The following is a 26,658-nucleotide window of genomic DNA, read 5'->3' as shown; positions in this document are numbered from 1 at the left end:
AGAAAATGAGTTTACGTGCTAGCTTGAAGAAAATACGCGAAATGCATTGTATAAGCATTGCCTTACCATTCGTGAATCTCTTAACATTCAACGTGACGACCAAGGAGTTACAATACAGTTATGACGCAAAAAATAGTAGATCAAGCCATTATCATGGCAGCTAAGCACCTGCGCGAGCGCATGACTTATGCAGAGCAACCGTTTTTTATATTTGATATGGATTCGGCGTTAGCTAGGCTTGGAGAGCTGGAAGTGGCTTGCCGACAATATTTCCCGAATGCTATTATTGCTGTTTCACTAAAGTCCTGCTCGTTGGGTTTATTTCTGCGATTGGTTGCTGAACGTGGTCTGAGTGCAGAAATATGCTCAGGAGACGAACTTCAAGTGGTCTTAGACACTGGGTTTACAGGCGACAGGATTGTATTGGAGGGTCCTTATAAATCCACAAAAGATCTCGTTAGAGCTATCACAGAAAAGGTTCTGATTCATGTTGATAGCGCGCATGAACTAAAGTCTCTCATTAAGTTGGCTGTTGATACGGGGCAGCCAGTTTGTCTTGGTATACGTTTATCGCATTTTTACGAAGGTAGGCAACGCTCCCGCTTTGGAGTAACGATTGATGAATTCCAAAATGAAGTTGCTCCTTTGTTGTCTTCATGCAAAAATATTGATCTTAAAGGTTTTCAGCTTCATATTGAGTCGAATTTGGCTTCCCCAAAAAAGGTTATTGAAAATTTACGCGATTGGCTTCCGTTCCTTGTGAAAAATATGCCTAGCGGTGGGTATCTTGATGTGGGTAGCGGTTTTTCAGCAGATTCCTCCTCGTTAGATGCAAGCGCTATAACTATGAAGCCGCACGAGTTTTTTCAGGAAATTTTTAATGTTTTATCTGAGTATGATGCTTCGTTGCCCATAAAATGGAGATTGATTGTCGATCCTAGTCGATATCTTAGCGAGGACCATGGTTACCTCGTTGGAAGAGCCATGTGCATTAAAAACCGCGACCAAACTCAAATCATACAGACTAATCTTGGTATTAATGGGACTTCCTCTGTACGCAGATGGCACCATTCGCTCGTTTCGTTAGATGATACACAAACTGTTTCCGGTGAAACGGTTCAGATGCTTATGGGGGTTAATGGCTTTGAAAATGATTGTCTTTTTGCACAAGGTCGTTATGGTCTGAGAGAAGATCAATGGTTCATCATTCGCGGTTGCAGCGTCTATGATTTGCAAGCCGCAAACGAATGGACTCGTATAAAGCCACCTATATATGCTTTATATAAAGGTAACATCTTAACGGCTAGGCTCGCCGGAAATTCCTTGCCAGCAGGACGGGTTGATTTATTGCATGCCGAAAAGGTTATCAATGTAGATAAAAATATCCAACTCACGCCCGCTTGCTCCAAATATGCAGGAGAACTTTTTGAAATTCTAGAGCACAACAGGGATGAATTTAGGAAATATCTGGCATGGACAGATTATGTTACTACGGAATATGATGAGGCTGTTTTTCTTGATAAATGCCTTTTGGCACATCAGAAAAATGAGGAAAAAACTTATGTTATTCTGCATGATGGAGCCGCAGTGGGTATCCTCTCATTTAATAGTATTGATAGCGGTAACAAGACTGCTTATATCGGCTATTGGCTTGACGTAAGGGCACAGGGACAGGGAATTATTACGAAATCTATGAAAGCGTTGATACAGACATATGCAGAATCTGATAAAATAAAAAGATTTGTATTAAAATGTTCTGTGCATAACATGAGAAGTAATGCAGTAGCGCAACGATGTGGCTTTACGTTTGAAGGCAAGCTTAGAAAAGCAGAGCTTTTAAATGGTGTTTTTTATGATCAAAACATTTATAGTTTAATAGTGTAATATTTAAAAAGCATTTATTTGATATAAAATACGGTATTTTAATGCATAACATCTGCTATAAAAGTTTTTATTTATATATTAATTTGTATTAAAATTTTAAGTTACTTATTTATCAAATTGATAATTTGTAAATATATCGATGATTTTAAGCGCATGTAATTGTTCATTGCAGGCAAACCGGCACTTCTTAGTTGCTTTTAAATAAGCGAAGCGAGATTCAATTTTGAAATTGAAATGTATCACTTAGCTGTTGTCAAATATCGCTAAATTGGCATGGATTTAGAAAGGCTTTGCTTGTAGATAATATCGGGATTAGGTTCGATCTCCACGCTCTTTTATGGCTAGAGTGGGTGTAGGGAGTAAAGAGAGCGTTCGCACCAATGTCTTGTCTGCAGTACCATTTTTATTTGTACAACTATTTAAATTCTCATTTCTCTTGTTTTTTCTTTAAGAAACTTGTGCTTCTCGAACCCTTTTTGTGTATGAATGATAATAAAGCAAAGACCTTTCTCTGGTGTTTTTCTTTTTTTCTCTCAAAACAATTTCTCAAAAGAGTCCAATGATTTCAATGAGCAGAAATTTTATCTAAATAAGCCTTTGGTAAATTTATTATTTATTTTCAATAAGATAAAATTATCCCTTTTGGAGTTAGCAAACGTATTTTATGGGTAGCGCGTATATGTTGTCCAAGGGCATTTCGATAGAGATCGATTCTAATTTGTCATTAAATGACTATGCCTTAGTAACCCATAATGCTAGTCAACTAAAATTCGTTGGCTCTTTAGTGCAGGAAGAGCGAAAAATTTTTGCTGAATGCCTATATTCTGAAGTTGAACAACGCTGGGGATCACAACGAGCGCAACGAGCATATGATGAAATTTTACAGAATCCAGTAATCCAAACAGGACCTCATTATCGCTTGATGTTTGATAATGATTTTAGTTCTACAATGGCATTTTCGATTCGTGGACACGAACTTATGGGAAATGTCACCAATATAATGTTTACTTGTTCAACTGTAACTCTAGAAGAACAGGCTCGTTGTGGTCCAGCTTGGCTTCGAATAGATGATACATCCTATAGAATTTTTGAAATGCCTCGGCGACAATTGGCTAAGAAAAGTGTTAGCGAATACCAAGATGATATTGCTTTATCATCAGAAGTTCAATCTTGATTGTGTAGGCAGTTTCTGAAAGCAACGTTTCCAGAACATTTACTAAATACTAAAACAGCTATTGTAACGCACATTAATAATCTTAATGAATACGTATTCGAGCAATTTAGGCAAGGGGCATAATATTTCTACTATCACACTACGAAAACCATTTTTTGTCTTATACGCAATAGAATTATTGGAGCGGCCTAGTTTTATGCGACGTCTTATAGATGATGGACGATTAGCAAAACTGGTTGAATTGCTTAAACTAGAGTCACAAGGGCTATGGAAAAATTTCATTCCCACTGCCACAGATCTATTTTGGCTATCGGTTGAGGGACGTGTACGACCTCTCCAGTTAAAAGATGATGCTTTATATTCGGATCGTTTTGGAGTGCGTATTGATTTTGAAACTAATTCCATTGTACAAAATCTTCGAACAGGATGATTAGTCCCTAGTTTATTTTTTATATTTTAAAGTGGTTCTTTATTGCCAAGAATTCGTTTTTTAGGGGGAGCATATCAAGTCTTGTACCAAAAAGTTTTATTGAAAATACTGAAAATGGATGTGCAAGATGAACAAAGACTTGCTGAAGATATTTTACCAACGATTGTAACGGCTTGGGGGCATAGTGTTGTACAAAAAAACGCATGGCATAAAGTTGAAAAAACAATAAAAGCGCATTGCGCTTCTCTTTTAAGAGCCGGACATCTTCTCTTAAGCTTAATGCGTTCTTATGATGCATCCTTTACACAAGATTTGCGATGGAAAGACTTGACGGAAAAAATCAATACATTTTATTTAAAAGATCTAGGCTTAATATGCCCTTCAATAGGGAAGGGTATTTCACAATGTTTGTTGTGATGAAGCAATTACTCTCACTTGGCATTCCACTGGCTATTGGTTTTATATCTCAGATGATGATTTCCTTCACAGATGCGGCACTTGTGGCGCATTTAGGCGTTAAAGCCTTGAGTGGTACAATGTTGGCTCTAAGTATGTTTAGTTTTGTTATGTTGTTGGGATTAGGGATTATTACCGCGGTTGCACCAAAACTTGCGGAAAGCTTTCGCAAACAAGATAGAGATGCATTGAAGGCATGGTTTGATCAAGGAATATGGCTTTCCCTTTTGATTGGAATGATGAGTGCGATCATTTTATTCAACACTAAGAATATTTTGTGTCTTCTCGGCCAAGATGAGGCAATTGCTCATATAGCGCAGGAATATAATAGTGGCGCTGCTATAGGGGTGGTGTTTTTTTATCTTTATGTGAATAGTCGAGGATTACTTTCAGCGATTGGTCATCCAAAGCCCTTAACTTGGATTATGCTTACCGCTATCCTGATAAATTTTCTTATCTCTTGGCTGCTTATTTTTGGTATAGGTCCTGCAAACGGATTCGGTATCTTTGGTGCTGGAATTGCCAGTAGCTTGATCCGTATTTTGATTGTTATAGCAATAGCAATAATTCTGTCCCGCAATTCTACTTTTCGTTCCTTTCACTTTAATTATTTAAGACCAAAGTTAGAAATTTCACGAATCATAAAATTGCTGCTCGTAGGGCTTCCCATTGGTATCCGTATTCTTATTGCGGAGGGCTTTCCTTCTGTCATTGCCTTCATGATTACAGCTTTTGGGGTTGTAGCTTTGGCAGCGCATACGATTGGAATACGTCTTGATATGCTTATTTCTGTGGTAGCTTTGGGGATTTCCAGTGCAGCCGCGACCATAGCAGCGTGGTATCGAGCCGATGGAAATCATATGGCTCTAAAACAGTTGCGTATGAGTGTCACCGTTTTTGCTGTCGCTTATGTTTTGTTTTTATCAGGGTTTGTTTATTTCTCTTATGAATTTATTCTTACAACTATTTTTGATATTGCTGAGGAAAGCGTTATTGTTTTCTCTTGGGAGTTGTTTCCGTTTATTTTATTGTCTTTTGCTTTTGGCACTTTAGGAGCTATGCTCAATGGCGTACTTGTGGGTTTGCTTGATACGTTTTGGCCAACCATTGTTGTAACAATAAGCTATTGGGAGATAGGCTTATTTGGGGGCACAATCTTGGCACATTTTTTTGAATATGGCTTTATAGGCTATTGGCTTGGTATGATTGGTGCAAGCTTAATTGTTTCGCTCTTTAACTATATACGCGTGGGTTATTTAATAAAACACACTTCTTTATTTGGGGCGGAGTGAGTTTTATAAAAGCGCTGTAAGTACTCGCTATAAAGGCATAGAACCTCACTTTCCATAGAGTTCTGCTTACAACGAGGAGTAAGTTCGGTAAGTTTGAAGAGTTTAATTCCATAAAAAATGACGAGAAGAACATGCTTAATTTATACCCTACTGAGAAGCAATGTAAAGGGGTTATTGTTTTTATAACTAATGATAATCGCGGTGCTAAAGTTGCATGTATTTGTCAAAACAATCGCAGCTGCTGGCGGTGTTATTCTTGCAAGTCTTATTCATGGGGTTTGGAAAAATGCTCTTGATAATTTAGATGATGATGTTTTTGGGGTAAAGTTGTTGATCTTATTTCTCATGGCAATAGATCCTAAAATACGTACTACCACGTAAATATTTGCTACTACATGTATCTACACGTTCTATGCCCCCTCACTGCAATGTTAAGTTGCTTTAGCTAAAGATGATTTTGCATCTAAGGATGAAAGTTGTACATGAAGACTGCGCGGAAAATATGTATAGGCTTGTTGCAAGTATCTTGCTAATGGAATGTATAGATTTTTATACAATAAGGTAGGAGGATATGATCAAAAATGATAAGAAATACCATGATTTAGTTGTTGGTGGTACAGGAATATTGACTTCCTTCTGCTGGTCATGAGGACTGCACGACATGATTATCGCAGCGCATTTTCATGTAAGTTGATTGAGTCGCTGGCCTTATTATTGAAGTTGGTGTGTATTTTTCATGTTTTTGACTCTCATACAGATGATAAAATAACCGCTGAATATGTGCATCGTAATAAAATTGATTTTACATATGTAAAATGAAGTCATAAAAGGTGATCATATGGCTGGTGGTGGTCAACGAGAAAAGTTTTATGATCCATGTGATTTGTGAGAGCTGTATTGAGAAAGAGTTTGTGTAAAATCTCAATCATAACCCTGATGTAAGCTTATTTTTTAAATTGCGAAGGGGTTTTAATATTGCAACGATGATTAGCTCTTACATACCAGATTGGGCGGTGTTAGAGTGTGAGGGCGAACAAAAGCTTTATTTTGTGCTGGAGACAAAAGGCTCTACCAGAGAATATGATTTGCGTCTTAAAGAATTGATGAAGATCAAATGCGGCAAAGCCCATTTTGAAGCTTTAAAGACGGGCGTCGCCTATAATGAAAGCCCCGTGACCAACTGGCCCGCCTATAAGCGCAGGGTAGGGGGAGAGCTGAAGGCAGGCGTAAATGGCGCTAATGCCGCAACTATGCATGCATAAAACGCCACAATCGCCGCACAATAGGGGGAAGTTATAGAGAAGGGCTGGTGGCGGTGATGTATGCTGTTTTTAAAATAAATGTAAGCACTTAGCGGGTTGTTCTGTAAAATAAATTTCTATCTTTTTGCCGTGGCTCTCAGCCAGTACTGTTTCTACCACATTGGTAAAAGATTCACAGTTCTATTGAACGTGGTATATTTGTGATTTATAGAGAAAAAGTGAATATGGAATTTTATTTTATAAAATAGTAAATTGTGAAATAAATGTGTTGCGCTAATCTTAAAATGTTGTAGTCTATAGGTGTGGGTCGTGTATCAAACAAGGCGCGGGGAGAATTCCAGATGTATGATGCTTTTTTTTCTGAGAGAATAGCTTCTTTAAAAGCTAACGGAAACTATCGAACCTTTTATGATATTAATAGGCTTTGCGGGAGCTATCCAGATGCTAGGACCTCTAATGGTTTTGATAAAACGGTGAAGGTTTGGTGTAGTAATGATTATCTGGGTATGTCTCAGAATCAAGCTGTTTTGCAAAGTATGCATGATGCGATTAATCAATATGGTGCAGGAGCTGGCGGTTCGCGGAATATAGGTGGAAATTACGCTGTTTTGTGTGAGTTGGAGGCTAGTCTTGCACAGTGGCACGAAAAAACTGCGGCTCTAGTTTTTCCGACAGGCTATACATCGAATGATGCTACATTGCATGCTATTTTACAGTTATTGCCCGACTGTATCGTGTTTTCTGATGAGAAAAATCATGCTTCCTTAATTAATGGGATAAAGCGCTCTGGTGTAGAGAAAATGGTTTTTAAGCATAATGATGTTTTAGAACTTGAAAAAGCGCTAAAAAGAGTGCCTCTAGAGCGGCCAAAAGTTATAGTGTTTGAGTCTATATACTCTATGGATGGAGATGTAGGGCCTATCGTAGATATTGTTGAGTTGGCAAAAAAATATAATTGCTTGACGTTTTTGGATGAAGTGCATGCTGTCGGCATGTATGGTCCTAACGGTGCTGGTATGGCAGCAAAATTAGGTATCGCCGATCAGATCGATATCATTCAGTCGACTCTAGCCAAAGCTATCGGTGTTTTAGGTGGTTATATAGCTGGATCAACGGAAGCTGTTGATGCGGTGCGTTCATTTGCTCCAGGGTTTATTTTTACAACAGCGATGCCACCGTGTATTGCGGCAGGTTGTTTAACAAGTGTTGAGCATTTAAAAAAATCGCAAAGCGAAAGAAGGCAATTACATGAAAAAACGCAGCTGCTGAGGCAACAGTTGAAAATACGGAAAATTCCAGTGTTACAGGCAAGTCAAACACATATACTCCCTGTGATAATTGGTTCAGCAAAAAAATGTACTTTAGCTGCGCAAGAGTTATGCGATAAGTTTAATATTTATTTGCAGCCGATAAACGCTCCATCTGTTCCTGTGGGAACAGAGCGTTTTCGGGTTAATGTTACTCCTAACCATACGAGCGCTGATATAGAATATTTGGCAGAATCTCTAGAGCAGATATTTTATACCTATGATATAGCTTTTGCGGAGTGATGTATATGGCAGAGGAAGACTCTTTTTATATTAAGGCGGCTGAGCCTGCGCATATTGAGCGGTTGGTCGAGTTACGCTCTCTCTTATTAGATGTCGGGCAGGGGCTTTACGTGTCACAGTCTGCGGAGGAAGCAAAAATATGGAAAGACAGCTATCGTCACTGGTTACAGCAATATTTTCACAGTCGGGGTAGCCTTAAAAATTTAGTTGTGGCTCTTGGTTGTGGCTCTGCTGTGATAGGCTGCGTCACTGCAATTATTGATGACCGACCGCCGAGTATTGGGTGTCTAAACGGTAAAACAGGGTGGATTCAGTCGGTCGTTGTTGAGCCAAGTTGGCGAAAAAAAGGTGTGGCCTTTAAAATGCTGCAAGCGCAATTGGCTTGGTTAGCTGCTGCAGGCGTTCAAAGCGTGTTTTTGTCTTCTACAATATCTGCTCAGGATTTTTATAAAAAAAGTGGATGGAGTGATACTGGAGAACCCTTACTCTATAAAAGGCTAGGAGAATGATCGGATGAAGGTTTTGATAGTTGGAATGGGTTATGCGGGAAGACGCTATCTCCGTGCGTGGAAAAATGTAGCACAAAAGAAACAAATCCCTTTAGAAGTGGCCTACCATTCTAGATGTAATAAGAACAATGGTGTTAAGTATTATGATTGTTTAACCGATGCTTTAGCTGATTTTTGCCCAGATGTTTTGGTTGTCGCTGTTACTGATGGTCGGCATTATGAGATTATAGAACAGTTAACCGACTATAAAGGGTTTGTTATTTGTGAAAAACCTTTTGTTGGTCATGAGGATTCTCTCGTAGACGCTAGCGCTAAACTCGTACAGTGTTCAGGTTTTTGTTTAGATATGGTAGAGAGATATTCTGCCGTGAGCAGTCTTTTAAGAAACTATATCAGTGAGTATAATCTGGAGCCTATGCGCTGTACTTTTCATTGGGGCAATGATCGATTATGGGATGGTCGGCCTACAAGTGGTGTTTCCAGTGAAATAATTCACCCTATAGATCTTGTCCAATGGATTTGTAAACGGCGCTTGGTTCTCAATAAGGTAATAGCCGTAGAATCTGATTTTGCTGTTGGATCTACGCTTAAATTAGATAGTGCATTCATACTTGCTCAATTAGGCACGGAAGCAGTTTGCACGGGTTACAGCAGTTTTGTAAATGTAATTACAAAAAGAACATTAAGTTTTATATTTAGGGGCGGAGCAGGTGGTATCGTCTTCGCTCGTGTTATATATGATGATCCCGATTGGGATCACGATTATCTCAAAATTTGGGAAAAGGATAAGGAATACGCGCCATTATTAGAGGAGCGTATTGTTGGTTCGGCCGCAGGATCATCAGATCACCAGATTATGAAGCTTATGAGGCAAGTAGAAGATGTGATGGATTTTGTTCATAGTGGCAGAAAACCAGCTGTGGAGTTTGCTGATCTTACTGCCGCGATTGATTTGCAAATAATGTTAAATGATATGAATAGTCAACCAAGTTGTTGCACGTCTCCTACTTTTTTAGTGAACGGGCATAAAAGGGTTATTGATTATCATAATTCTTAAGCTAGAAGGTTCTCATGCTTAAAATTCTTTTTATTTCGCTGGCTATGTTTGCATTGGGTTTAGATGCTTATGTCGTTGCTGGTCTTCTTCCTCAAATTGCCGTCAGCTTTGATTTGAGTGAAGCGGCGGCCGGGCAAGCTGTCACGATTTTTACACTTTGTTATGCGCTTTCTGCTCCTTTTTTTACTTTGCTTTTTGCCATTAAAGAGGCAAGGAAAACTCTGCTTTATGCACTGCTTGTTTTTCTTGTCGCTAATGGTGTAAGCGCGTGTGCAACCAACTATACAATACTACTTTTTTCTCGTGCTATTGCTGGTTTAGGGGCTGGTTTGTTTTCGCCTATAGCTATGGTGGCCGCTACGCAGCTCGTCGCTGTTGAGAAAAAGGGACGCGCTTTAGGTTTGACTCTAGGGGGCATGAGTTGTGGAACGGTATTGGGCGTGCCACTTGGTTTATTGATTAGCGATTATTTTAGCTGGCATGCTAGTTTTGGGTTGGTGGTTTTGGTTTCAATGATAGCTTTTGCTGGGCTATGGTGGGGTGTGCCACGCCTCGTAATTGCTGCCCCAGCGTCTGTAAAAGAAAGAATAGCGGTCTTATCGGATAAAAGAATTTTTATTACAGTTCTTATTACTTTTCTGACAGCAATTGCGAGTTTAGGCGCCTACACTTACCTGAGTCCTATTATTACTAGCTCCGTATCCAATGTTGACATGGTTATTGCTTTTTGGGTTTGGGGCGTAGGTGGCGTCTTTGGGAGTTTTTCTATAGGTTATTTAATTGATAAAACAAAAGGTACGCCTTTACTATTATTAGCGCTTCTCTCACTCATGGCCATAGCGATTTTTTCTTTGTATTTTATGCAATATTTGCATAGTATTTTATTTTTACCATTGTTTATTTGGGGAATGACCGGATGGGCGTCTTTGGCGCCGCAACAGCATAGTTTGTTAGCGTATCAACCACAACATAGTAATGCTGCGTTAGCGCTTAATAGCTCCTGTAATTATCTTGGTAGTGCGGTGGGTGCCTTATTAGGTGGGCTGATTGGATCGTTTTTATCGTACAGCTACATACCTTTGTTCGCTACCTTTATTCTTATCGTAGCGCTTTTATTAAAGATTATGTTAATAAGGCGCCTAGAGACATGAGTTGTGGTGCTGTCAAGCGTGGCTTGTTGCTTAGTTGTATAGCTGATTAATCTAAGCGGCACTTGTGGGTGAGAAATAAGGCTCCGTACTTTTAATACCAAGGGATAGCCTAGCGATGCCGTAATTAGGTAAGGATATATTATACAGCGAGCCTCTTACGTTAATTTGAGCTGTGTTGGGGTAAAAGTCTTCTTTAGACAAAAGTGCGTTGCCCTTGCACATATTATTTATTCGGCGGGGCTTGGGAGGCCTTTAAAGTTAGCATTGATCTCAGCGCAGTTCACAGAAATTACGAAAAACATTAACACCTTTCTAAGTATTTGGCGCGATTTTTTCTTAAAATGTAGAACGTTCGAACCGATGTATCGCTTGCAGTACCATTTATCTTGTTACAACTCTCCTAATTCTTATTTAGTGCGATTTTTGCTGTGAACTTCAATGCTGTCTTCACCAGCTTGTTGAGTGAAAATAAGAAATTTAGCAGTGCTATTGCGGATAATTAATTTTTTAGGGAGCTGTTGATACTTTCTTAAAATGCGTCTTTTGCTGCTGAATGTTACGAGTTTTCTTTTGGCTGTCAAACCATATTGGCAAGAGGCTAGGAGAGATGATCACGCTCGTTTTCGCTGTTGTATATAAGAAGAAGGTTAGAACCAATATCTCGAGTGCAGTACCGCTTTTCCATTATGTTTGGTATAATCAGCAGCCTAAATGATGACAAGGTCAATTTTACCTTGATAGAAGTTATAGATTCTATAAAAATTAAGTTGATTAAGATTTTTTGTGTGACATTTATGCATGGGGTGGTACCATGAATTGCGAGGCTTGATTGTTTTTTTAGTTGGTGTGTTATGGCTGTAAAAAATGGTAAACAAATAAAAAACAAGGGATCTAAGCCTGTCGCTCGTTTCCTTAAAAATTTAAGGGGTGTGAGCAATTGGGAACAAGTTTTACAGTGGCTTGCTTTCCGTAAGGTAGAGGATATTGAATGTATTACGCCTGATCAAGCGGGAGTACCACGGGGTAAGATGATGCTTTCTAAAAAATTTACATCGGAAACGTCATTAGCACTGCCTTCAGCAGTTTTTATGGCAACAATTTCAGGAGATTATCCGGAAGATGGTCATGGCTTTGAATATCCAAAAACTGATGGCGATTTGCGTCTTGAGCCTGATTTATCGACGTTAAGCATTGTGCCATGGGAAGATGCTCCGACAGCACAGGTGATTTGTGATCTTGTATATCAAAATGGACAGATCGTCGATTATACTCCACGAAATGTTTTGCGAAAGGTCGTCAGCTTTTATACGCAAATGGATCTAAAGCCGGTTGTTTCACCAGAAATTGAGTTTTATTTAGTAGAGAAGAATCCTGATCCTGATTATCCTTTAGTTCCTCCCGTGGGGCGTTCTGGACGTTCAATTGGTGGAGGACAGGGCTATTCGATTGCCGGTGTGAATGAGTTTGATGAGTTCATTGATGATATTTATCATTTTTCGGACGCGCAAGGATTGGAGATTGATACGCTTATTCACGAGGAAGGGGCAGGCCAGTTTGAAATCAATTTACGTCATGGTGACCCAATTGAATTAGCAGATCAAGTTTTTATGTTCAAACGCACAATTCGTGAAGCAGCACTGAAACATAATATGTATGCAACTTTTATGGCTAAGCCCATTCAAGGGCAGCCAGGTTCTGCGATGCATATTCACCAATCAGTTGTTGATAAGAAGACAGGTATGAATATTTTTACGCAGGGCAATGGTGAAGAAAGCGCCTGTTTTCGCCATTTTATTGGTGGGTTGCAAAAACATATGCCAGGGGTTCTTGTGATGCTTGCGCCCTATGTCAATTCTTATCGACGTCTTATGCCGGATGTTTCAGCACCTGTTAATTTGCGATGGGGATATGATAACCGTACCACAGCATTTCGTGTTCCTCGCTCTGCTCCTCAAGCGCGACGTGTCGAGAATAGGCTTCCTTCGTCAGATGCTAATCCTTATTTAGCTCTTGCAGCTTCTCTAGCGTGTGGTCTTATCGGTTTACAGCAAAAAATTGAACCAGATGAGCCAACGACTAATAATGTGAATGCTGATAATATTGAATTACCACGTGGGCTTATCGAAGCTGTCAACTTATTTGAACGAGATACAGAAATACGTGCTATTCTAGGTGATGTGTTTGTCAGTACATATGCTGCAATCAAACGACAAGAGTTTGAAACTTTTATGGAAGTCATTAGTCCGTGGGAGCGCGAATATCTCTTGCTTAATGTTTAAATTTGATGACGATGATTGCTAATAATCCAATTTCTCCAGGTGTTTCTTGGTATGAAGATACTTTAGAAGAACGCCCCTCTTATCCTCCTTTTTGTGAAGATAGACAGACTGATGTGGTCATTATTGGAGGTGGATTGACAGGGCTTTCAGCTGCTTATCATTTAGCAAACGCTGGCGTGAGTGTTGTTTTATTTGAAGCATCACGTTTTGGAGATGGTGCTTCAGGGCGCAATGGTGGGCAATTGGGGACAGGACAACGGCAATGGGTCGAAACGTTAGAGAAAAAATATGGTTTTGAGCGCAGCAAAGCACTATTTGATTTAGCTGAAGAGGCTAAAAAAGATATTTTATCTTTATGCACGAGGACTGATTTTCAATGCGATTTTATGGCAGGACAACTTTCTGTAACCCATAAAAGGCGTGAGCTTCTCTCTTATCAACGGCATATTGAGGCGATGCAGCGTTATGGCTATCATGCGCTTACTTTTATGGATAGGGCTGAAACAGTAAGGCGCCTTGGATCGTCTTTTTATTGCGGAGGTATTTATGATGCGGATACCGGCCATATAAATCCCTTAAAATTGATTGTTGGGTTAGCAAAAAAAGCTCAAAATTCTGGCGCTAAGCTTTATGAGAAGACGCAAGTAACAAGCGTGAAGAGTAAGGGAGTTCATTGGAAAGTAATAACAGAAAAAGGCAGTATAACAGCAGAGCATGTTTTATTGGCAACAAACGGGTATAAACTTGGTTTAGAGCGTTTTGTTGAAAAAAACATTGTTTCTATTCGTTCTTATATTGGAGCAACGGAACCATTACCAAAGAACAGTTCAATTCTCAAAGGGGGTGAATCGGTTGATGATTCTCGTTTTATGGTTCGCTATTTTCGCAAAAGCATTGATAATCGTCTCTTATTTGGTGGTGTAGAAAGTTACAATAATAAGAATCCTATAAATTTGGATGAACGCATAAAACGGCAAATTGCTGAAATTTATCCTCAATTAAGTTCTATCAGTCTTAGTCATCGTTGGGGGGCAACGGTTGCCATTACAGTTGAGCGCATGCCCTATGTTCGACAACTTTTCTCAAGGATGACTTATTGTGGTGGTTATTCAGGGCATGGTGTTATGTTGGCTCCTTTCATGGGAAAATTATATGCAGAATGGTTAACTGGGCAACATGAACGTTTTGCTCGTTTTCAAGACTTAAAGATTTCATCTTTTCCCAGCGGAAGCATTTTACGTTATCCGCTTGTATTTTTAGCAATGCGTTGGTTTTCTTTATTGGATCGTTTTTAAAAGAAACATTGATTGAAATATAGAAAATTAATGGCTTATTTAGGTTCTGTCTTCTTTAATGATGGAAGCTTTTATAAATAGATTGCATATTGCATAATCTAATAGAAAAATAAATAAGTTCATGGTGCGTAAAACTACTCCAGTTTCTCCTTTTGATTGTATTGTTTTGGGTGGCAATGGTGATTTGGCCGCACGCAAACTTTTACCGGCTCTCTATCATTGTCAGTGTGTTGGGCAATTTAGTGAGCCAACACGTATTATTGGCGTTTCACGCACTTCCTTAAGTCGTGAAGAATATCAAAATTTTGTTCGTGCGTCTTTAGAAAAACATGTTCATCCAAAAGACCTCAATTCAACTGAACTCGATCATTTTCTTGCACGTTTAACTTACATTTCTGTTGATATTTCCTCAAACCGAGGGTGGAAGGATTTAGCACGGCTTTTGTCACAAGATTCAGCAGATATTCGCGCTTTTTATTTGGCTGTTGGTTCATCACTTTTTGCTGATATTGCGGTGAAATTGGGGAAAAGCAATTTGGTAACACCGCAAACACGGATAATCATTGAAAAACCTATTGGTTGTGATGCAAAAACAGCTGTTGCACTTAATGATGCATTTGCAAGTGTTTTTAATGAAGAGCAAATCTTTCGCATTGATCATTATCTTGGGAAGGAAACGGTTCAAAATTTAATGGCATTGCGATTTGTGAATACACTTTATGAACCGCTATGGAACTCCAACTATATTGATCATGTTCAGATAACGGTTGCTGAATCTTTAGGGTTAGAGGGGCGTACAGAATATTATGAAAATACCGGTGCTCTACGGGATATGGTTCAAAACCATATGTTACAATTGCTTTGTTTGGTTGCGATGGAAATACCATTTACCAACAGCGCTAATGCTGTACGTGATGAAAAACTGAAAGTTTTGCATTCTTTAACACCTCTTGATGTGCATAATGTAGGGTACCATACTGTGCGTGGGCAGTATGGTGCTGGTCTATCAAAAGGTATATCTGTAAAATCTTATCTTGATGATTTGGGAAAAAGTACCAGTGAGAGCGAAACATTTGTTGCGCTTAAGGTTAAGATTGATAACTGGCGTTGGGCTGATACACCTTTTTATTTACGAACAGGTAAGCGTATGTTTACCCGAATGTCTGAAATTGTTGTTGTTTTTAAACCTATTCCTCATAATATTTTTAATGTAGATTTAGATGAGATTTTTTCTAATCGGCTTGTTATTCGTCTCCAGCCGGATGAAGGTGTCAAACAATGGTTAATGATTAAGGATCCAAGTTATGGCGGTATGCGGTTTCGTCATATTCCATTAGACATGAGTTTTGCCTCTGCATTTTCTCAGCGTAATCCTGATGCTTATGAACGTTTATTGATGGATGTTATTCGTGGAGATCAAACACTCTTTATGCGTCGTGACGAAGTTGAAGCAGCTTGGCGTTGGATTGATCCAATTATTGAGGGGTGGGAAGCAATAAAACAGCCGGTTCACGGTTATAATGCTGGTTCATGGGGTCCCACAGCTTCGACGGTTTTAATGGAACGTGATGGACGTACCTGGAACAATTTAGTTTAGAGCAATAAGTTATGTATAAAATGAATATTGATCGTTTAAATTTTGAAACCCCTCAGATTTTAGCTTTGGCATTAGCAGATCGCGTAGCCGCAGAGCTTAGTGTGTCTGTTCTTGAGCGCAACAGAGCCATTTTAGCGGTATCTGGTGGCAAAACACCAGAATTGTTTTTTCATTATTTATCAAAAGCAGATATTGATTGGCAAAATATCATTATCACTTTAGTTGATGAACGTTTTGTCCCTCCCCACGATGAACGTTCAAATGAACATATGGTACGAAGTCATTTGTTACAAAATTTTGCTGCAAAAGCGCGTTTTGTAGGACTTTATCATAAAGCAATTACTGCTGAACTTGCTGCTTTTTCAGCCGCGAGCCGTATTAATACTTTGCCTAAACCCTTTGATGTTGTTGTTTTAGGCATGGGGGGTGATGGACATACGGCTTCTTTTTTTCCTGATGCTGATCGTTTAAAGCAAGCACTTGATCTTCGAACACAAGCCCTTGTTTTACCCCTTCATGCTAAGAGCGCTGTTGAACCAAGACTCTCACTAACTTTGCCTGTTATTATGCAATCTCGTTGTATTATTCTTCATTTCGAAGGTTGTGAAAAACGCGATTGTTTTGAAGAAGCTTGTCAAGAGGGATCTGAAATGGAAATGCCTATTCGAGCGATTTTGCGCAATTCTCCTCATCTTGTGCAGGTTTATTGGTCGCCTGCAGAAAATGAAATAAGTGAATCAGAATATGAGAAACAAGCTGAATAGAAACGCAATCTCTCTTTAATGAATGAGGGAAAACATTAATGAAAGGGGGGAAGTGAATATGGCACTTTCTAAGACAATTGCTACGGTTACACGAAGGATTTATGAACGCTCTCTACCAACACGAGAAATTTATTTAGATCGTATTGCAAAAGCACAAGCTCATCGCCCCAAACGGAGTTGTTTGGGATGTGCTAATCAGGCGCATGATTTTGCTGCTTGTGGTACAATAGATAAAGAGCGATTGAAGGGAAATATCGTTGGAAATATTGGCATTATTACCGCCTATAACGATATACTTTCAGCGCATCAACCTTTTGAAAAATTTCCGCATTTAATTAAAGAGACGGCGCGTATGGTTGGTGGTGTCGCACAGGTTGCAGGGGGTGTTCCTGCGATGTGCGATGGCGTTACGCAGGGAAATGCAGGGATGGAGCTTTCCCTTTTTTCGCGTGAAGTGATTGCAATGGCGACAGCGATAAGCTTATCACATGATGTCTTTGATGCTGCATTGTATCTTGGGGTGTGTGATAAAATCGTACCAGGTTTATTAATTGGTGCACTAATATTTGGTCACTTACCAGGGATTTTTATACCCGCAGGTCCTATGACAACGGGTCAAGGTAATGATGAAAAGGCAAAAATACGTCAACTTTATGCAGAAAATAAAATAGATCGCCAAACATTGCTGGAATCAGAATCCCGTTCTTATCATGGACCAGGGACATGTACGTTTTATGGAACTGCTAATTCAAATCAGATCATCCTAGAGATGATGGGGCTTCATATGCCAGGAAGCTCTTTCATTAATGCCAATACACCATTGCGTGATTCTTTAACCAAGGAAGCCACAAAGCGTGTACTTGAAATGACAGCTCTTGGTGATCATTATAAGCCGCTTGGTATGATCATTGATGAGCGTTCTTTTGTGAATGCCATTGTAGGATTAAATGCAACAGGAGGTTCTACCAATCATACGATTCATTTGATTGCTATAGCAGCAGCTTGTGGTATTCAATTAACATGGCATGATATTGCGGAAATTTCATGCCATGTACCTCTTTTAGCGCGAATTTATCCGAACGGTTTGGCTGATATCAATCATTTTCACGCAGCAGGGGGGATAGGATTTATTATTCGTGAGCTTATTGAGGCTGGGTTACTCCATGAAGATGTTTCTACAGTTTTTGGTAAAGATCTCAATGCTTATGCCATTGAAGCAAAGCTTTCTGCTGATGGCAGTGTGGTTCGTGAAGCGGCTCTTAAGGAAAGTGGTGATCATAAGGTGTTAGCAGGGTGGAGAAAACCATTTCAGCCTGATGGAGGTCTTCGTGTTTTAGTGGGAGATTTAGGAACAGCTATTATAAAAGTTTCATCTGTTAAACCAGAATATTGGCAGATTAAAGCACCAGTTCTTGTTTTTAATGATCAAGAGGAACTACAAAAATCTTTTAAATCTGGAGCGTTACATGATAAAGATTTTATCGCTGTTATTCGCTACCAAGGACCAAAAGCCAATGGGATGCCAGAGCTTCATAAGTTAACGACCATTTTAGGTGTTTTACAAGATCGCGGTCAAAGGATAGCGCTGATAACGGATGGTCGTATGTCAGGCGCATCAGGAAAAATCCCTGCAGCAATCCATGTGACACCAGAGGCTATGGATAATGGTCCCATTGCGCGTTTGCGGGATGGTGATATTGTTTTCCTTGATGCGCGTGAGGGTCAATTAACGCTCTTGGAAGATTTAGAAAAATTTAATGCACGCACAATCACGCCACCGGATCTTTCAAAAAATGAACAGGGTATTGGACGCGAACTCTTTCGTGTTTTTCGCCAATCCGTTAATCGTGCAGATCAAGGAGCATCCGTTTTCATGACATGAGGAATGTAAAAAAAATAAGCAGACTCATGTATAATCTCTGAAACCGGCAGACAGCTTAATTTAGGGAGACTATGAAGTTTTAAGGGTAGAAATCATTTCCTATCTTTACCATTATTCTTAAGTTCAGTTTTATGATTTTCAAAAGTCTCTCAAGCAATATCTTTTAAATAATGAAGATTGCTTTACGCTTTTGTTTATTGTGTGTCTAATGGGATCACGCCCTTCACGAAGAATAGAATGCCACCCAGTTGTCAATTCACGCGCTTGTTTTAAAGAAACATCTCTTAAAGCATCCAAGCTCATTTCGCGACGGTGTCCTTGGATAGTATAAAGATAAAGAATGGTATAACGATAAATCCATTGAGCACTGCCATCTTTACGTTTGTGAAGAAGAAAACCAGTAGCATCACACTATTTGCCGGCGCCCAATGTTGCGGACCAACCCTTGGGCTTGTAAGACGGTTCATAAGAACCATTTTTAGTCTTTTCTTATACAGTTTTTACCTACACACCAACCCTGCTTTTGATGCGTAAGCAAGCGATTTTGATTGATGCAACATGAGAGAGATTTGAAATGAGAGAATCTTACATTATTCGAGTTTTTAGTTTAATATGAATAACGATAAATTATCTTTATAAATCAATGTGCTGTATGTGCAATGAAACTATATACAATGAATTGTTACAATTCCTAGAATTGCGGTATAGGCAGATTGTGTGATCGTGCGGCGGCCTTGAGTGTATTAACCATCAGCATGGCAATTGTCATGGGGCCAACGCCTCCTGGAACCGGGGTGATTGCCGCAGCTTTTTCTTTGACGTTTTCAAAATCAACATCTCCAACAAGGCGTGTTTTTCCTACACCTTTTTCTGGTGCAGCAACGCGGTTAATACCAACATCAATAACAATTGCACCATTTTTTACCCAGTCTTTTTTTATCATTTGAGGACGGCCTACAGCAGCGATGAGAATATCAGCGCTGCGACACACATCATCAAGATCGCGAGTCCGACTATGGGCAATTGTCACGGTGGCATTCGCTGCTGTTAAAAGGGCAGCCATAGGTTTTCCAACAATATTAGAGCGTCCAACAACGACAGCATCAAGCCCAGATAAATCTCGTCCACAGTGTTGTTCAATCATCATCATAGCACCTGCTGGTGTACAGGGAATAATAGCATCTTCAAGTGCATTTGCTGCAAGTTTTCCTATATTGATATAATGAAAACCATCAACATCTTTTTGGAAAGCGACGGCTTGTGTTACGCGGTTTGCATTAATATGGGATGGGAGAGGGAGCTGTACCAAAATACCATGAATTTTAGGATCAGAATTTAATGTTGTAATAAGTTGAAGGAGGTCTTTTTCTTGCGTTTGTTTGGAAATAACATGTTTGATGGAAAGAAATCCACATTCTTCGGCTTTTTTATTTTTTGAGGCGACATAGACTTGACTTGCTGGATCATCCCCAACAATAATAACAGCAATACCAGGTTGTATATTATAGTTATTACGGAGTTTTGCTGTTTCAGCCTTGACTTTCACAATAATCTCTTCAGCAAGTTTTTTTCCGTCGATAATATTATTCATGAGAGAGATCCTTTCGGTAAGGCTGTTTGTTTTTTTGTAAAGCATTTTCTAATCATAGGATAGAGTTTAATAGCAATATTCATGTGAGAATAGTAAGAATGGCTTGATAATGTTGTGGATTTATAGTTTTAGAAGACTTTTAAATAATTGCTTTATAAAGAAGCGGCAATATTGCTGTTTGAATAAACTTTGGATAAAGAACAAAAATAATTAAGATATAAAATTGGATATAGTGAATTATAAGGTTATCACAAAACTTTTAATGATCATTTAAGTTTATCTTTAATCGGTTATAGGGGGGATAAGTATAGAGGAATATTGTGCGCATCAGAATAATAAAATTTTTGAGCGGAATTTTTATTACAATTCTTTTTTTATTTGGAGTGGGGATTTTCGTTTTACCTTATCTTGTTTCTACGGATGCGATTCGTATTCGTTTAGCGCAAGAGCTGAGTGCATGGACAGGTTATAATGTGCAATTGCGTGATCCACCACGGTTAAATCTTTTCCCTTATCCTAAAGCATTTCTCTCTGGCGTTACTTTAATATCAAAAATAGGTGATGTTGCGCCATTAATGGAAGCTGAATCAATAGAAGTTGATCTTTCTGTTGTTGATCTTCTTTTGGGGCATATTTCTTTTTCAGAGACGCGGATTGTGCGTCCTCAATTTGTTATGGAAAAGCCCATTAAAACAATGGCAGATTTTTTTGATCGTTTTTCTCGCTCACAAGGTTCCTTAGGATTAGCCATACGCAAGACGCGTGAAATATTAAAACATAATCCTGAACATCCAGAGATAGAGCACCTTTTAAAACAACCTTTTGGGCGGGTTATTATTGAAAATGGCGCGCTTGTGTATCACGACAGTTTTTCGGGAGTAGCAGAAAAAATAACAGGATTAAATGCAACTTTAGATTGGCCAGAATCGACAAAGGAAGTGCGATTGCGCGCAGATGCTCGTTGGCGTGGAGAATTTACAAAATTATCAATTGATGCTTCTCAAGCATTGCTGCTCCTTGCAGGAGGCAAAAGCCAGATTAGAGCAAGTCTTAATTCTATACGTGGGGGAATAACTTTTACGGGGCAGGCTCGGTTATCTGAATATTATATTTTTGATGGCAAAGTATCAATGCGTTCTCCAGGATGGAATCAGACACTCTCTTGGATTGGTGGAAGTCCGTTTTGGGGACATAAATTAAAAATACCCATCGTATGGGAATCTCATTTTCTAGCGCAACCAATGCATATCCAAATGAGCAATGTTACATTTACGATGGGGAAAGCCAATGCACGAGGCGCTTTAAAACTTGATTTTCAAGATTATGTACCAAATGTTATGGGTTCTTTAGCCTTTGATAACCTAGATCTTAGCTCTTGGAGTTCAATGTTTTTTTCGGTTAAAAAGAAAAATTCATTCTTTGATATAGCGCTTTTTGATCGTATCGGGGTCGATATACGACTTTCTGCACCACAAGGCAAAATAGGAAGTATTTTACTCACAAATTTAGCTGCTGCAGTACAAATAAAAGATGGGCATGGTATTTTTGATCTTGGACATGCGAATATTTTTGGTGGATCCGTTCAAAGTAATATTGAAGTTACGTCAGCTGGACAGAAAGTACGTATAGGAGGAAATATTTCCGGAGCTTCTATCAATACGCAGGAAGCTTTAGAAACCTTAGGATTTATTCCATTTGTACAAAGCCAAACGAATTTTACCGCAACAATACAAACACTTGCGGGTTCTTGGATGGAAGTTTTTACAAACATGCAAGGTGAACTAACACTGAAGATGCTTTCTGGTCGGCTCTTAGGATATGATTTGAATGAATTACAAACAGAACTTTCAAACAAAAACCAATTTCTTTTAGCGAATAATGATTCTCTTTCCACAAGGTTTGATCACTGGGATATTCAGACAAGCTTTTCAGAAGGTACGATAAAGGTAACAGAGTCATTAATGCGTACAGCGGACTTGAGTTTATCCATTCAGGGAACTGTTGAAACTGCTATTTCTCAAGGGGCGCAGAATGAATTGATATTACAGGCACAATTACGCAAAAATCATCGATCAGAAACTTTATGTAAAGATGTCCAATGTCTCGTTAACAGCCTTGCATGGCCTTTTACATTCTCTCTAAGCTCTAAAGGACAAAGTCGTGGTCATTTTTTGATTACAAAAGATATTGATGAAGATTAAGCTTTTTTCCCATCTGTATAACATGGTGTCTGATAATGATAATTCATTTCTTTGCGATTTAAAATTGTTTTTGAATTTTAAATTTAAATTAGAGATCCAATATTGCAAGATTCTCTCATTTTAAATCCGTTCGTGATGAAACCAAAAACTTTCCTCTCCGTCATAAGTACAGTTGTTATATAGATAAACAATTGAAGAGAAGAATAAAGCCGCCTCTCTCGGAAATTTTTCAAGTACAAGAGATTTATAATATGGGCGCAAATCTTATAAAAGTTTTCTAAAAAGCATTTTATTGCACTAAATTTTCAAAGGCATATCGGTCGATGCTTATTGAATCTGAGAAGAAATACCATAGCCATCTTCGGTAACTGTATGCTTTCCATCAGCTCCAACAGAACCAATTCCCACCGTAATCAAAATAAAGGCTAAGAGAGTTGTAATCGTAATAATGGTAGCTTTTTTAGCAGACATATCTTTCCTCCACTGATGCATCAATGACTGAATACAAAGATGAATGGTGTATTATTTAAACTTTTTATGAAAGCAGAATCACTTAAACGATCTATTAGTTCCTATTATTATCTCATAAAGTTAAAAAAACTCTATAATTCTTTAATATATTATAGTGCTATAGATATAATTTTTTCTTTTTGTTATATATTTTTCTTTATTTCTTGATGGTGAAGTGAGCATTGGCAAGATTTTATGCGCATAAATTATAAACTTAAAAGGTTATTTATTCGGCAGACATTGGCTTTGAATGAAGAAATAAAGATAGAGGGGCCCCAAGCTTCTTATCTTGTGCATGTTTTGCGGATGAAAGAAGGAGCGGAAATTTTACTTTTTAATGGACAGGATGGTGAGTGGCTTGCTAAACTTATCATGGTTAAGAAAAAATTTGTTTTGGTTCAGCTTATTCATCAAGAAAGATTACAACCAACGCATTCCAATCTGATTTATTGTTTTGCTCCACTCAAAAACGCGCGGTTGGATTATATGGTGCAGAAAGCTGTTGAAATGGGGGTATCGATTTTGCAGCCTGTTATAACGCATCATACGCAGGTTACGCGTATCAATATGGCGCGTATAGAAGCCAATATTATTGAAGCTTCTGAACAATGTGGCATTTTATCTCTCCCTGAATGCGTATCGGCTCTATCATTAGCTAAGCTTTTAGCATGTTGGGATGAGACACAGCCTTTATTCTTTTGTGATGAAGAGCATCAATCGCATAATCCATTAGCTTCTTTTAAAAAGCATGACGTTATAACGCCTGGTGTTCTTATTGGACCGGAAGGGGGATTTAGTGAAGAAGAGCGGAATCTTTTAAAAAAACATTCTTTTGTTGTTCCAATATCATTAGGTCCACGTATTTTACGCGCTGATACTGCTGCTGTTGCGGCTTTGGCTCTTCTTAATGCTACTGTGGGGGATTGGGCAATGGATTGAGAAATCTGTAAAATCATTCTAAACAATTCATTTAAGATGATGATACCAATGATAGGATACGATAAGTTATGGCGCTTGATATAACAGATGAAAGTGAAGTTTATAACTTAGATTCCTTGGTTAGCTATTTCCAAGGGGGGTATAAGGCAGAAGATGATTGGCGTATTGGTACAGAACATGAAAAATTTCCGTTTTATAAAAAAGGTTTTCTTCCTGTTCCTTATGAAGGTGAGAGGGGAATCCGAGCACTTTTAGAGGGGATGAAAAGTGCTTTAGGATGGAAGGCTATTTTAGATGAAGAGAATATTATTGGGCTCGTAGGATCCGTTGATCAGGGAGCTATTTCTTTGGAACCAGGCGGACAGTTTGAATTATCTGGTGCTCCCCTAAAATCAGTAGGCCATACCTATCAGGAGTTGATGAAGCATTTATCTCTTCTCAAGAAAATTGCAGAACCATTGGGTATTGGTTTTTTGGGGCTGGGGGCTAACCCAAAGTGGACGTTAGCTGAAACACCGAAAATGCCTAAATCACGCTATCAGATTATGACGGATTATATGCCGAAAGTCGGACATAATGGTCTTAATATGATGTATCGCACATCAACAGTTCAGGTTAATCTTGATTTTTCATCTGAAAGTGATATGCGGCGAAAAATGCAAGTATCCATGAAATTACAGTCCATTGCGACTGCATTATTTGCAAGTTCACCTTTTACAGAAGGACGTCCAAATGGCTTTTTATCATGGCGTTCCGAAATTTGGCGTGATACGGATAATCAGAGGACAGGCGTTCTTCCCTTTATATTTTCTGAACATTTTGGTTTTGCTGATTACGTCGAATGGGCGCTTGATGTTCCCATGTATTTTGTTTTACGCGATGGCCGCTATTATGATTGTACACATATAACATTTCGTCAGTTTATGAATGGAGCATTAAAAGGACAAGTTGCAAATTCAATTCCAAACATGGGAGATTGGATTAATCACTTATCAACGTTATTTCCTGAAGTCCGCTTAAAAAGATTTTTAGAAATGAGAGGCGCTGATTGTGGGTCTTGGAAGCGTATCTGTGCATTGTCGGCTTTTTGGGTTGGGCTTCTTTATGATAGAGAAGCGCTGAACGAGGCTGAGGCTTTGACAAAAGATTGGTGTTTTGAAGAAGTTTTAGAAATGCGCCAACGCGTTCCTAAAGAAGGGTTAAGAACGCCTTTTCGTCAAACCACTATTCTAGAGTTAGCACGTCAAGCTCTTGCTATTGCGCGCAAGGGCTTAAAAAATCGCAAACAATATGATGCGAATGGTTTTGATGAAACAAAATTTCTTAATCCTTTAGAAGAGGTTGTTACAACGGGGAAAACCGATGCTGAAAAGTTATTGTCCCATTACCATTCTATTTGGAATGAGTCTGTAGAACCTGTATTTGTAGAATGTGCTTATTAAATTTGAGGCAAAGACACTTTTGAAAATGTATATTACTATGGTGGCTTATTCATCAACTTGTCTTAAAGAGCATATTCATCTTTGCTGCCAACAGTTCTGATAAAGGATAAAATACAAAGATTTTTTGAGGTCACTGTTATCTTTATGTTCAGATCAGTACGATCATGATATTTATATTATCTTTATGTTATATATTTGTGCTAAAGATGATTTGATCTATTGAGCTTTTTATCAAGAAATTTTGATTGGCTTGGTTTATTCATTCTTATGAATAGTGCAGAAAATAATTTTATTTACTGTTAAAATAGTAAATTATTATAAATCAATATGCTATGATTACATAAAAGAGCATTTTATTATACAAAATTATGATATCAATCTTTCAGTAAGCTAAAAAGATAATAGAAAAAATACCAATAGATCTATATGTGTGTAACTCAAATTCATTTTTTAGTGAATGCGGATAAAGTAAATGTTTTCAATAATGTAAAAAAAGCTATCGCATAAATTTCTAAAGGATTCGATATAGAGTAATAAAAAGATCATTTTTAGAGAGGCAGGCGAAATTGTCATCTCTTCATAGAGAGAAGAAATAATGATTTTTTTGCAAAGGGCTAGTGTGAGATTTACATTAAAATACGATTATTCTTGATAAAAATGCAAGAGATAAGGAGGTTGAATTTGCAAAGAATGGGTGTTTGGATATGCATAAAAATTCAAAAAAGCACAACATATCTATAGTAATAGAATCTTTATCAGTACGAGTGCGACTTATGATCTGTGATCAATGATTTCCATATATTGTAAATTGATTATAAAACCGTTTTTAATGCTTTAAACTGTATTTTTCATAAAAGTTATAAAAATTCTTTCATTTTCATCATATATCATCAGTGTTTTCCATTTTCTTCATTACCTAGAAATTTGTAACAGCCTATAGAAAGAACTATGACTATTTTTGCAATAAAAGCAAAGTTAGAAGCAAAAAAATAATGGCGGTTGCTCAATCATTAAAGATTTTAAGATATCCAACATATACGATATTCAGATAAAAAGTAAATTGCATTTCTATGCACGAGAAAAATAGCACTGAATCTCCGCAAAAATAAAGGATAAAAAACCGATTATTGCTATAATAAAAGATACTATCCTTATTCCTGTAAAGATTATAGTTATTACTAATTCAAAAATATATAGACATATATTTATAATTTTTTACTTTTTTTGAGATCTTTTTCTTTGTATCAATTATTTTCTAATACTTTGTTATTATTTTCAAAATTTTCATAATAGAATTGATCATAAGAAGCTCTTTATTTGAGGATTTTTAAGGGTTTCATAAGCTTCATATATTTCTTTAAATTTTTTTTCTGCGTCTCTATTTCCTAAATTG

At 38.2% G+C, this 26,658-nt stretch carries 21 protein-coding genes and 2 pseudogenes; 19 read left to right on the top strand and 4 right to left on the bottom strand.

The window, feature by feature from the left end:
* The first annotated feature begins 120 nt into the window (after positions 1–120).
* From FNZ60_RS00525 to edd, 16 genes and pseudogenes are all read left to right on the top strand, one after another.
* Positions 121–1,884, top strand: coding sequence for a GNAT family N-acetyltransferase (locus FNZ60_RS00525; protein ID WP_142415828.1), 1,764 nt, complete (start codon positions 121–123; stop codon positions 1,882–1,884).
* A 679-nt stretch (positions 1,885–2,563) separates the two neighbouring features.
* Positions 2,564–3,058 carry a hypothetical protein gene (locus FNZ60_RS00520; protein ID WP_142415827.1) on the top strand — a complete coding sequence of 165 codons (495 nt, stop codon included), beginning with the start codon at positions 2,564–2,566 and terminating at the stop codon, positions 3,056–3,058.
* A gap of 196 nt (positions 3,059–3,254) precedes the next feature.
* A complete protein-coding gene (locus FNZ60_RS00515; protein WP_142415826.1) occupies positions 3,255–3,488 on the top strand; it encodes a hypothetical protein in 234 nt (77 codons plus the stop codon).
* An 81-nt stretch (positions 3,489–3,569) separates the two neighbouring features.
* Entirely contained in the window at positions 3,570–3,905 is a 336-nt protein-coding gene (locus tag FNZ60_RS00510) for a hypothetical protein (RefSeq protein WP_142415825.1), read from the top strand.
* On the top strand, positions 3,893–5,236 hold the full coding sequence (locus tag FNZ60_RS00505; protein WP_142415824.1) for an MATE family efflux transporter: 1,344 nt from the start codon (positions 3,893–3,895) through the stop codon (positions 5,234–5,236). The genes FNZ60_RS00510 and FNZ60_RS00505 overlap by 13 nt, the downstream gene beginning before the upstream one ends.
* A 210-nt stretch (positions 5,237–5,446) precedes the next feature.
* Positions 5,447–5,617 (top strand): hypothetical protein, encoded by a 171-nt coding sequence (locus tag FNZ60_RS09550; RefSeq protein ID WP_185913382.1) that lies wholly within the window; start codon positions 5,447–5,449, stop codon positions 5,615–5,617.
* 551 nt (positions 5,618–6,168) lie between these two features.
* A pseudogene (locus FNZ60_RS00500) lies at positions 6,169–6,498 on the top strand (restriction endonuclease); the annotation flags it as partial.
* 341 nt (positions 6,499–6,839) lie between these two features.
* Positions 6,840–8,048, top strand: a complete 1,209-nt coding sequence (hemA, locus tag FNZ60_RS00495) for a 5-aminolevulinate synthase (RefSeq protein WP_142415822.1) — start codon at positions 6,840–6,842, stop codon at positions 8,046–8,048.
* A gap of 5 nt (positions 8,049–8,053) precedes the next feature.
* Positions 8,054–8,557 carry a GNAT family N-acetyltransferase gene (locus FNZ60_RS00490; protein ID WP_185913380.1) on the top strand — a complete coding sequence of 168 codons (504 nt, stop codon included), beginning with the start codon at positions 8,054–8,056 and terminating at the stop codon, positions 8,555–8,557.
* Positions 8,558–8,561: 4 nt separating this feature from the next.
* Complete coding sequence (locus FNZ60_RS00485) at positions 8,562–9,614, top strand: Gfo/Idh/MocA family oxidoreductase (protein WP_142415820.1); 1,053 nt, start codon at positions 8,562–8,564, stop codon at positions 9,612–9,614.
* Between the two features lie 14 nt (positions 9,615–9,628).
* Entirely contained in the window at positions 9,629–10,765 is a 1,137-nt protein-coding gene (locus FNZ60_RS00480) for an MFS transporter (protein ID WP_142415819.1), read from the top strand.
* 851 nt (positions 10,766–11,616) lie between these two features.
* Positions 11,617–13,044 (top strand): glutamine synthetase family protein, encoded by a 1,428-nt coding sequence (locus tag FNZ60_RS00475; protein WP_142415818.1) that lies wholly within the window; start codon positions 11,617–11,619, stop codon positions 13,042–13,044.
* 11 nt (positions 13,045–13,055) lie between these two features.
* Complete coding sequence (locus FNZ60_RS00470; protein WP_142415942.1) at positions 13,056–14,339, top strand: NAD(P)/FAD-dependent oxidoreductase; 1,284 nt, start codon at positions 13,056–13,058, stop codon at positions 14,337–14,339.
* A 121-nt stretch (positions 14,340–14,460) separates the two neighbouring features.
* The gene (zwf, locus tag FNZ60_RS00465; protein WP_142415817.1) at positions 14,461–15,936 is read left to right on the top strand and encodes a glucose-6-phosphate dehydrogenase; all 1,476 of its coding nucleotides are present in this window, start codon (positions 14,461–14,463) and stop codon (positions 15,934–15,936) included.
* A gap of 11 nt (positions 15,937–15,947) precedes the next feature.
* A complete protein-coding gene (pgl, locus tag FNZ60_RS00460) occupies positions 15,948–16,700 on the top strand; it encodes a 6-phosphogluconolactonase (RefSeq protein WP_142415816.1) in 753 nt (250 codons plus the stop codon).
* Positions 16,701–16,758: 58 nt separating this feature from the next.
* Positions 16,759–18,582, top strand: coding sequence for a phosphogluconate dehydratase (edd, locus tag FNZ60_RS00455; protein ID WP_142415815.1), 1,824 nt, complete (start codon positions 16,759–16,761; stop codon positions 18,580–18,582).
* Between the two features lie 138 nt (positions 18,583–18,720).
* Here the strand turns inward: edd and FNZ60_RS10560 are convergent, their stop codons facing one another.
* Positions 18,721–18,939: an integrase arm-type DNA-binding domain-containing protein gene (locus FNZ60_RS10560; protein WP_425456820.1), complete on the bottom strand. Its 219-nt coding sequence runs from the start codon at positions 18,937–18,939 to the stop codon at positions 18,721–18,723.
* 334 nt (positions 18,940–19,273) lie between these two features.
* A complete protein-coding gene (gene folD / locus FNZ60_RS00445; RefSeq protein WP_142415814.1) occupies positions 19,274–20,173 on the bottom strand; it encodes a bifunctional methylenetetrahydrofolate dehydrogenase/methenyltetrahydrofolate cyclohydrolase FolD in 900 nt (299 codons plus the stop codon).
* A gap of 320 nt (positions 20,174–20,493) precedes the next feature.
* On the opposite strand from folD, the gene FNZ60_RS00440 reads away from it, so the two are divergent.
* The gene (locus FNZ60_RS00440; protein WP_142415813.1) at positions 20,494–22,374 is read left to right on the top strand and encodes an AsmA family protein; all 1,881 of its coding nucleotides are present in this window, start codon (positions 20,494–20,496) and stop codon (positions 22,372–22,374) included.
* Between the two features lie 327 nt (positions 22,375–22,701).
* Here the strand turns inward: FNZ60_RS00440 and FNZ60_RS09545 are convergent, their stop codons facing one another.
* Positions 22,702–22,845 carry a hypothetical protein gene (locus FNZ60_RS09545; protein ID WP_185913378.1) on the bottom strand — a complete coding sequence of 48 codons (144 nt, stop codon included), beginning with the start codon at positions 22,843–22,845 and terminating at the stop codon, positions 22,702–22,704.
* A gap of 234 nt (positions 22,846–23,079) precedes the next feature.
* Between FNZ60_RS09545 and FNZ60_RS00435 the strand changes: the two genes are divergently transcribed.
* Both FNZ60_RS00435 and FNZ60_RS00430 read left to right on the top strand, forming a co-directional pair.
* Positions 23,080–23,823, top strand: coding sequence for a 16S rRNA (uracil(1498)-N(3))-methyltransferase (locus FNZ60_RS00435; RefSeq protein WP_142415812.1), 744 nt, complete (start codon positions 23,080–23,082; stop codon positions 23,821–23,823).
* Positions 23,824–23,891: 68 nt separating this feature from the next.
* The gene (locus FNZ60_RS00430) at positions 23,892–25,265 is read left to right on the top strand and encodes a glutamate--cysteine ligase (RefSeq protein WP_142415811.1); all 1,374 of its coding nucleotides are present in this window, start codon (positions 23,892–23,894) and stop codon (positions 25,263–25,265) included.
* A 1,274-nt stretch (positions 25,266–26,539) separates the two neighbouring features.
* On the opposite strand, the pseudogene FNZ60_RS10555 reads toward FNZ60_RS00430, so the two are convergent.
* A pseudogene (locus FNZ60_RS10555) lies at positions 26,540–26,658 on the bottom strand (DnaJ domain-containing protein); the annotation flags it as partial.

The organism is Bartonella massiliensis (assembly GCF_902150025.1).
GTDB lineage: Bacteria > Pseudomonadota > Alphaproteobacteria > Rhizobiales > Rhizobiaceae > Bartonella > Bartonella massiliensis.
The sequence above is the reverse complement of the archived record's forward strand: the minus strand, read 5'-3'. Positions and strand labels throughout refer to the sequence as shown.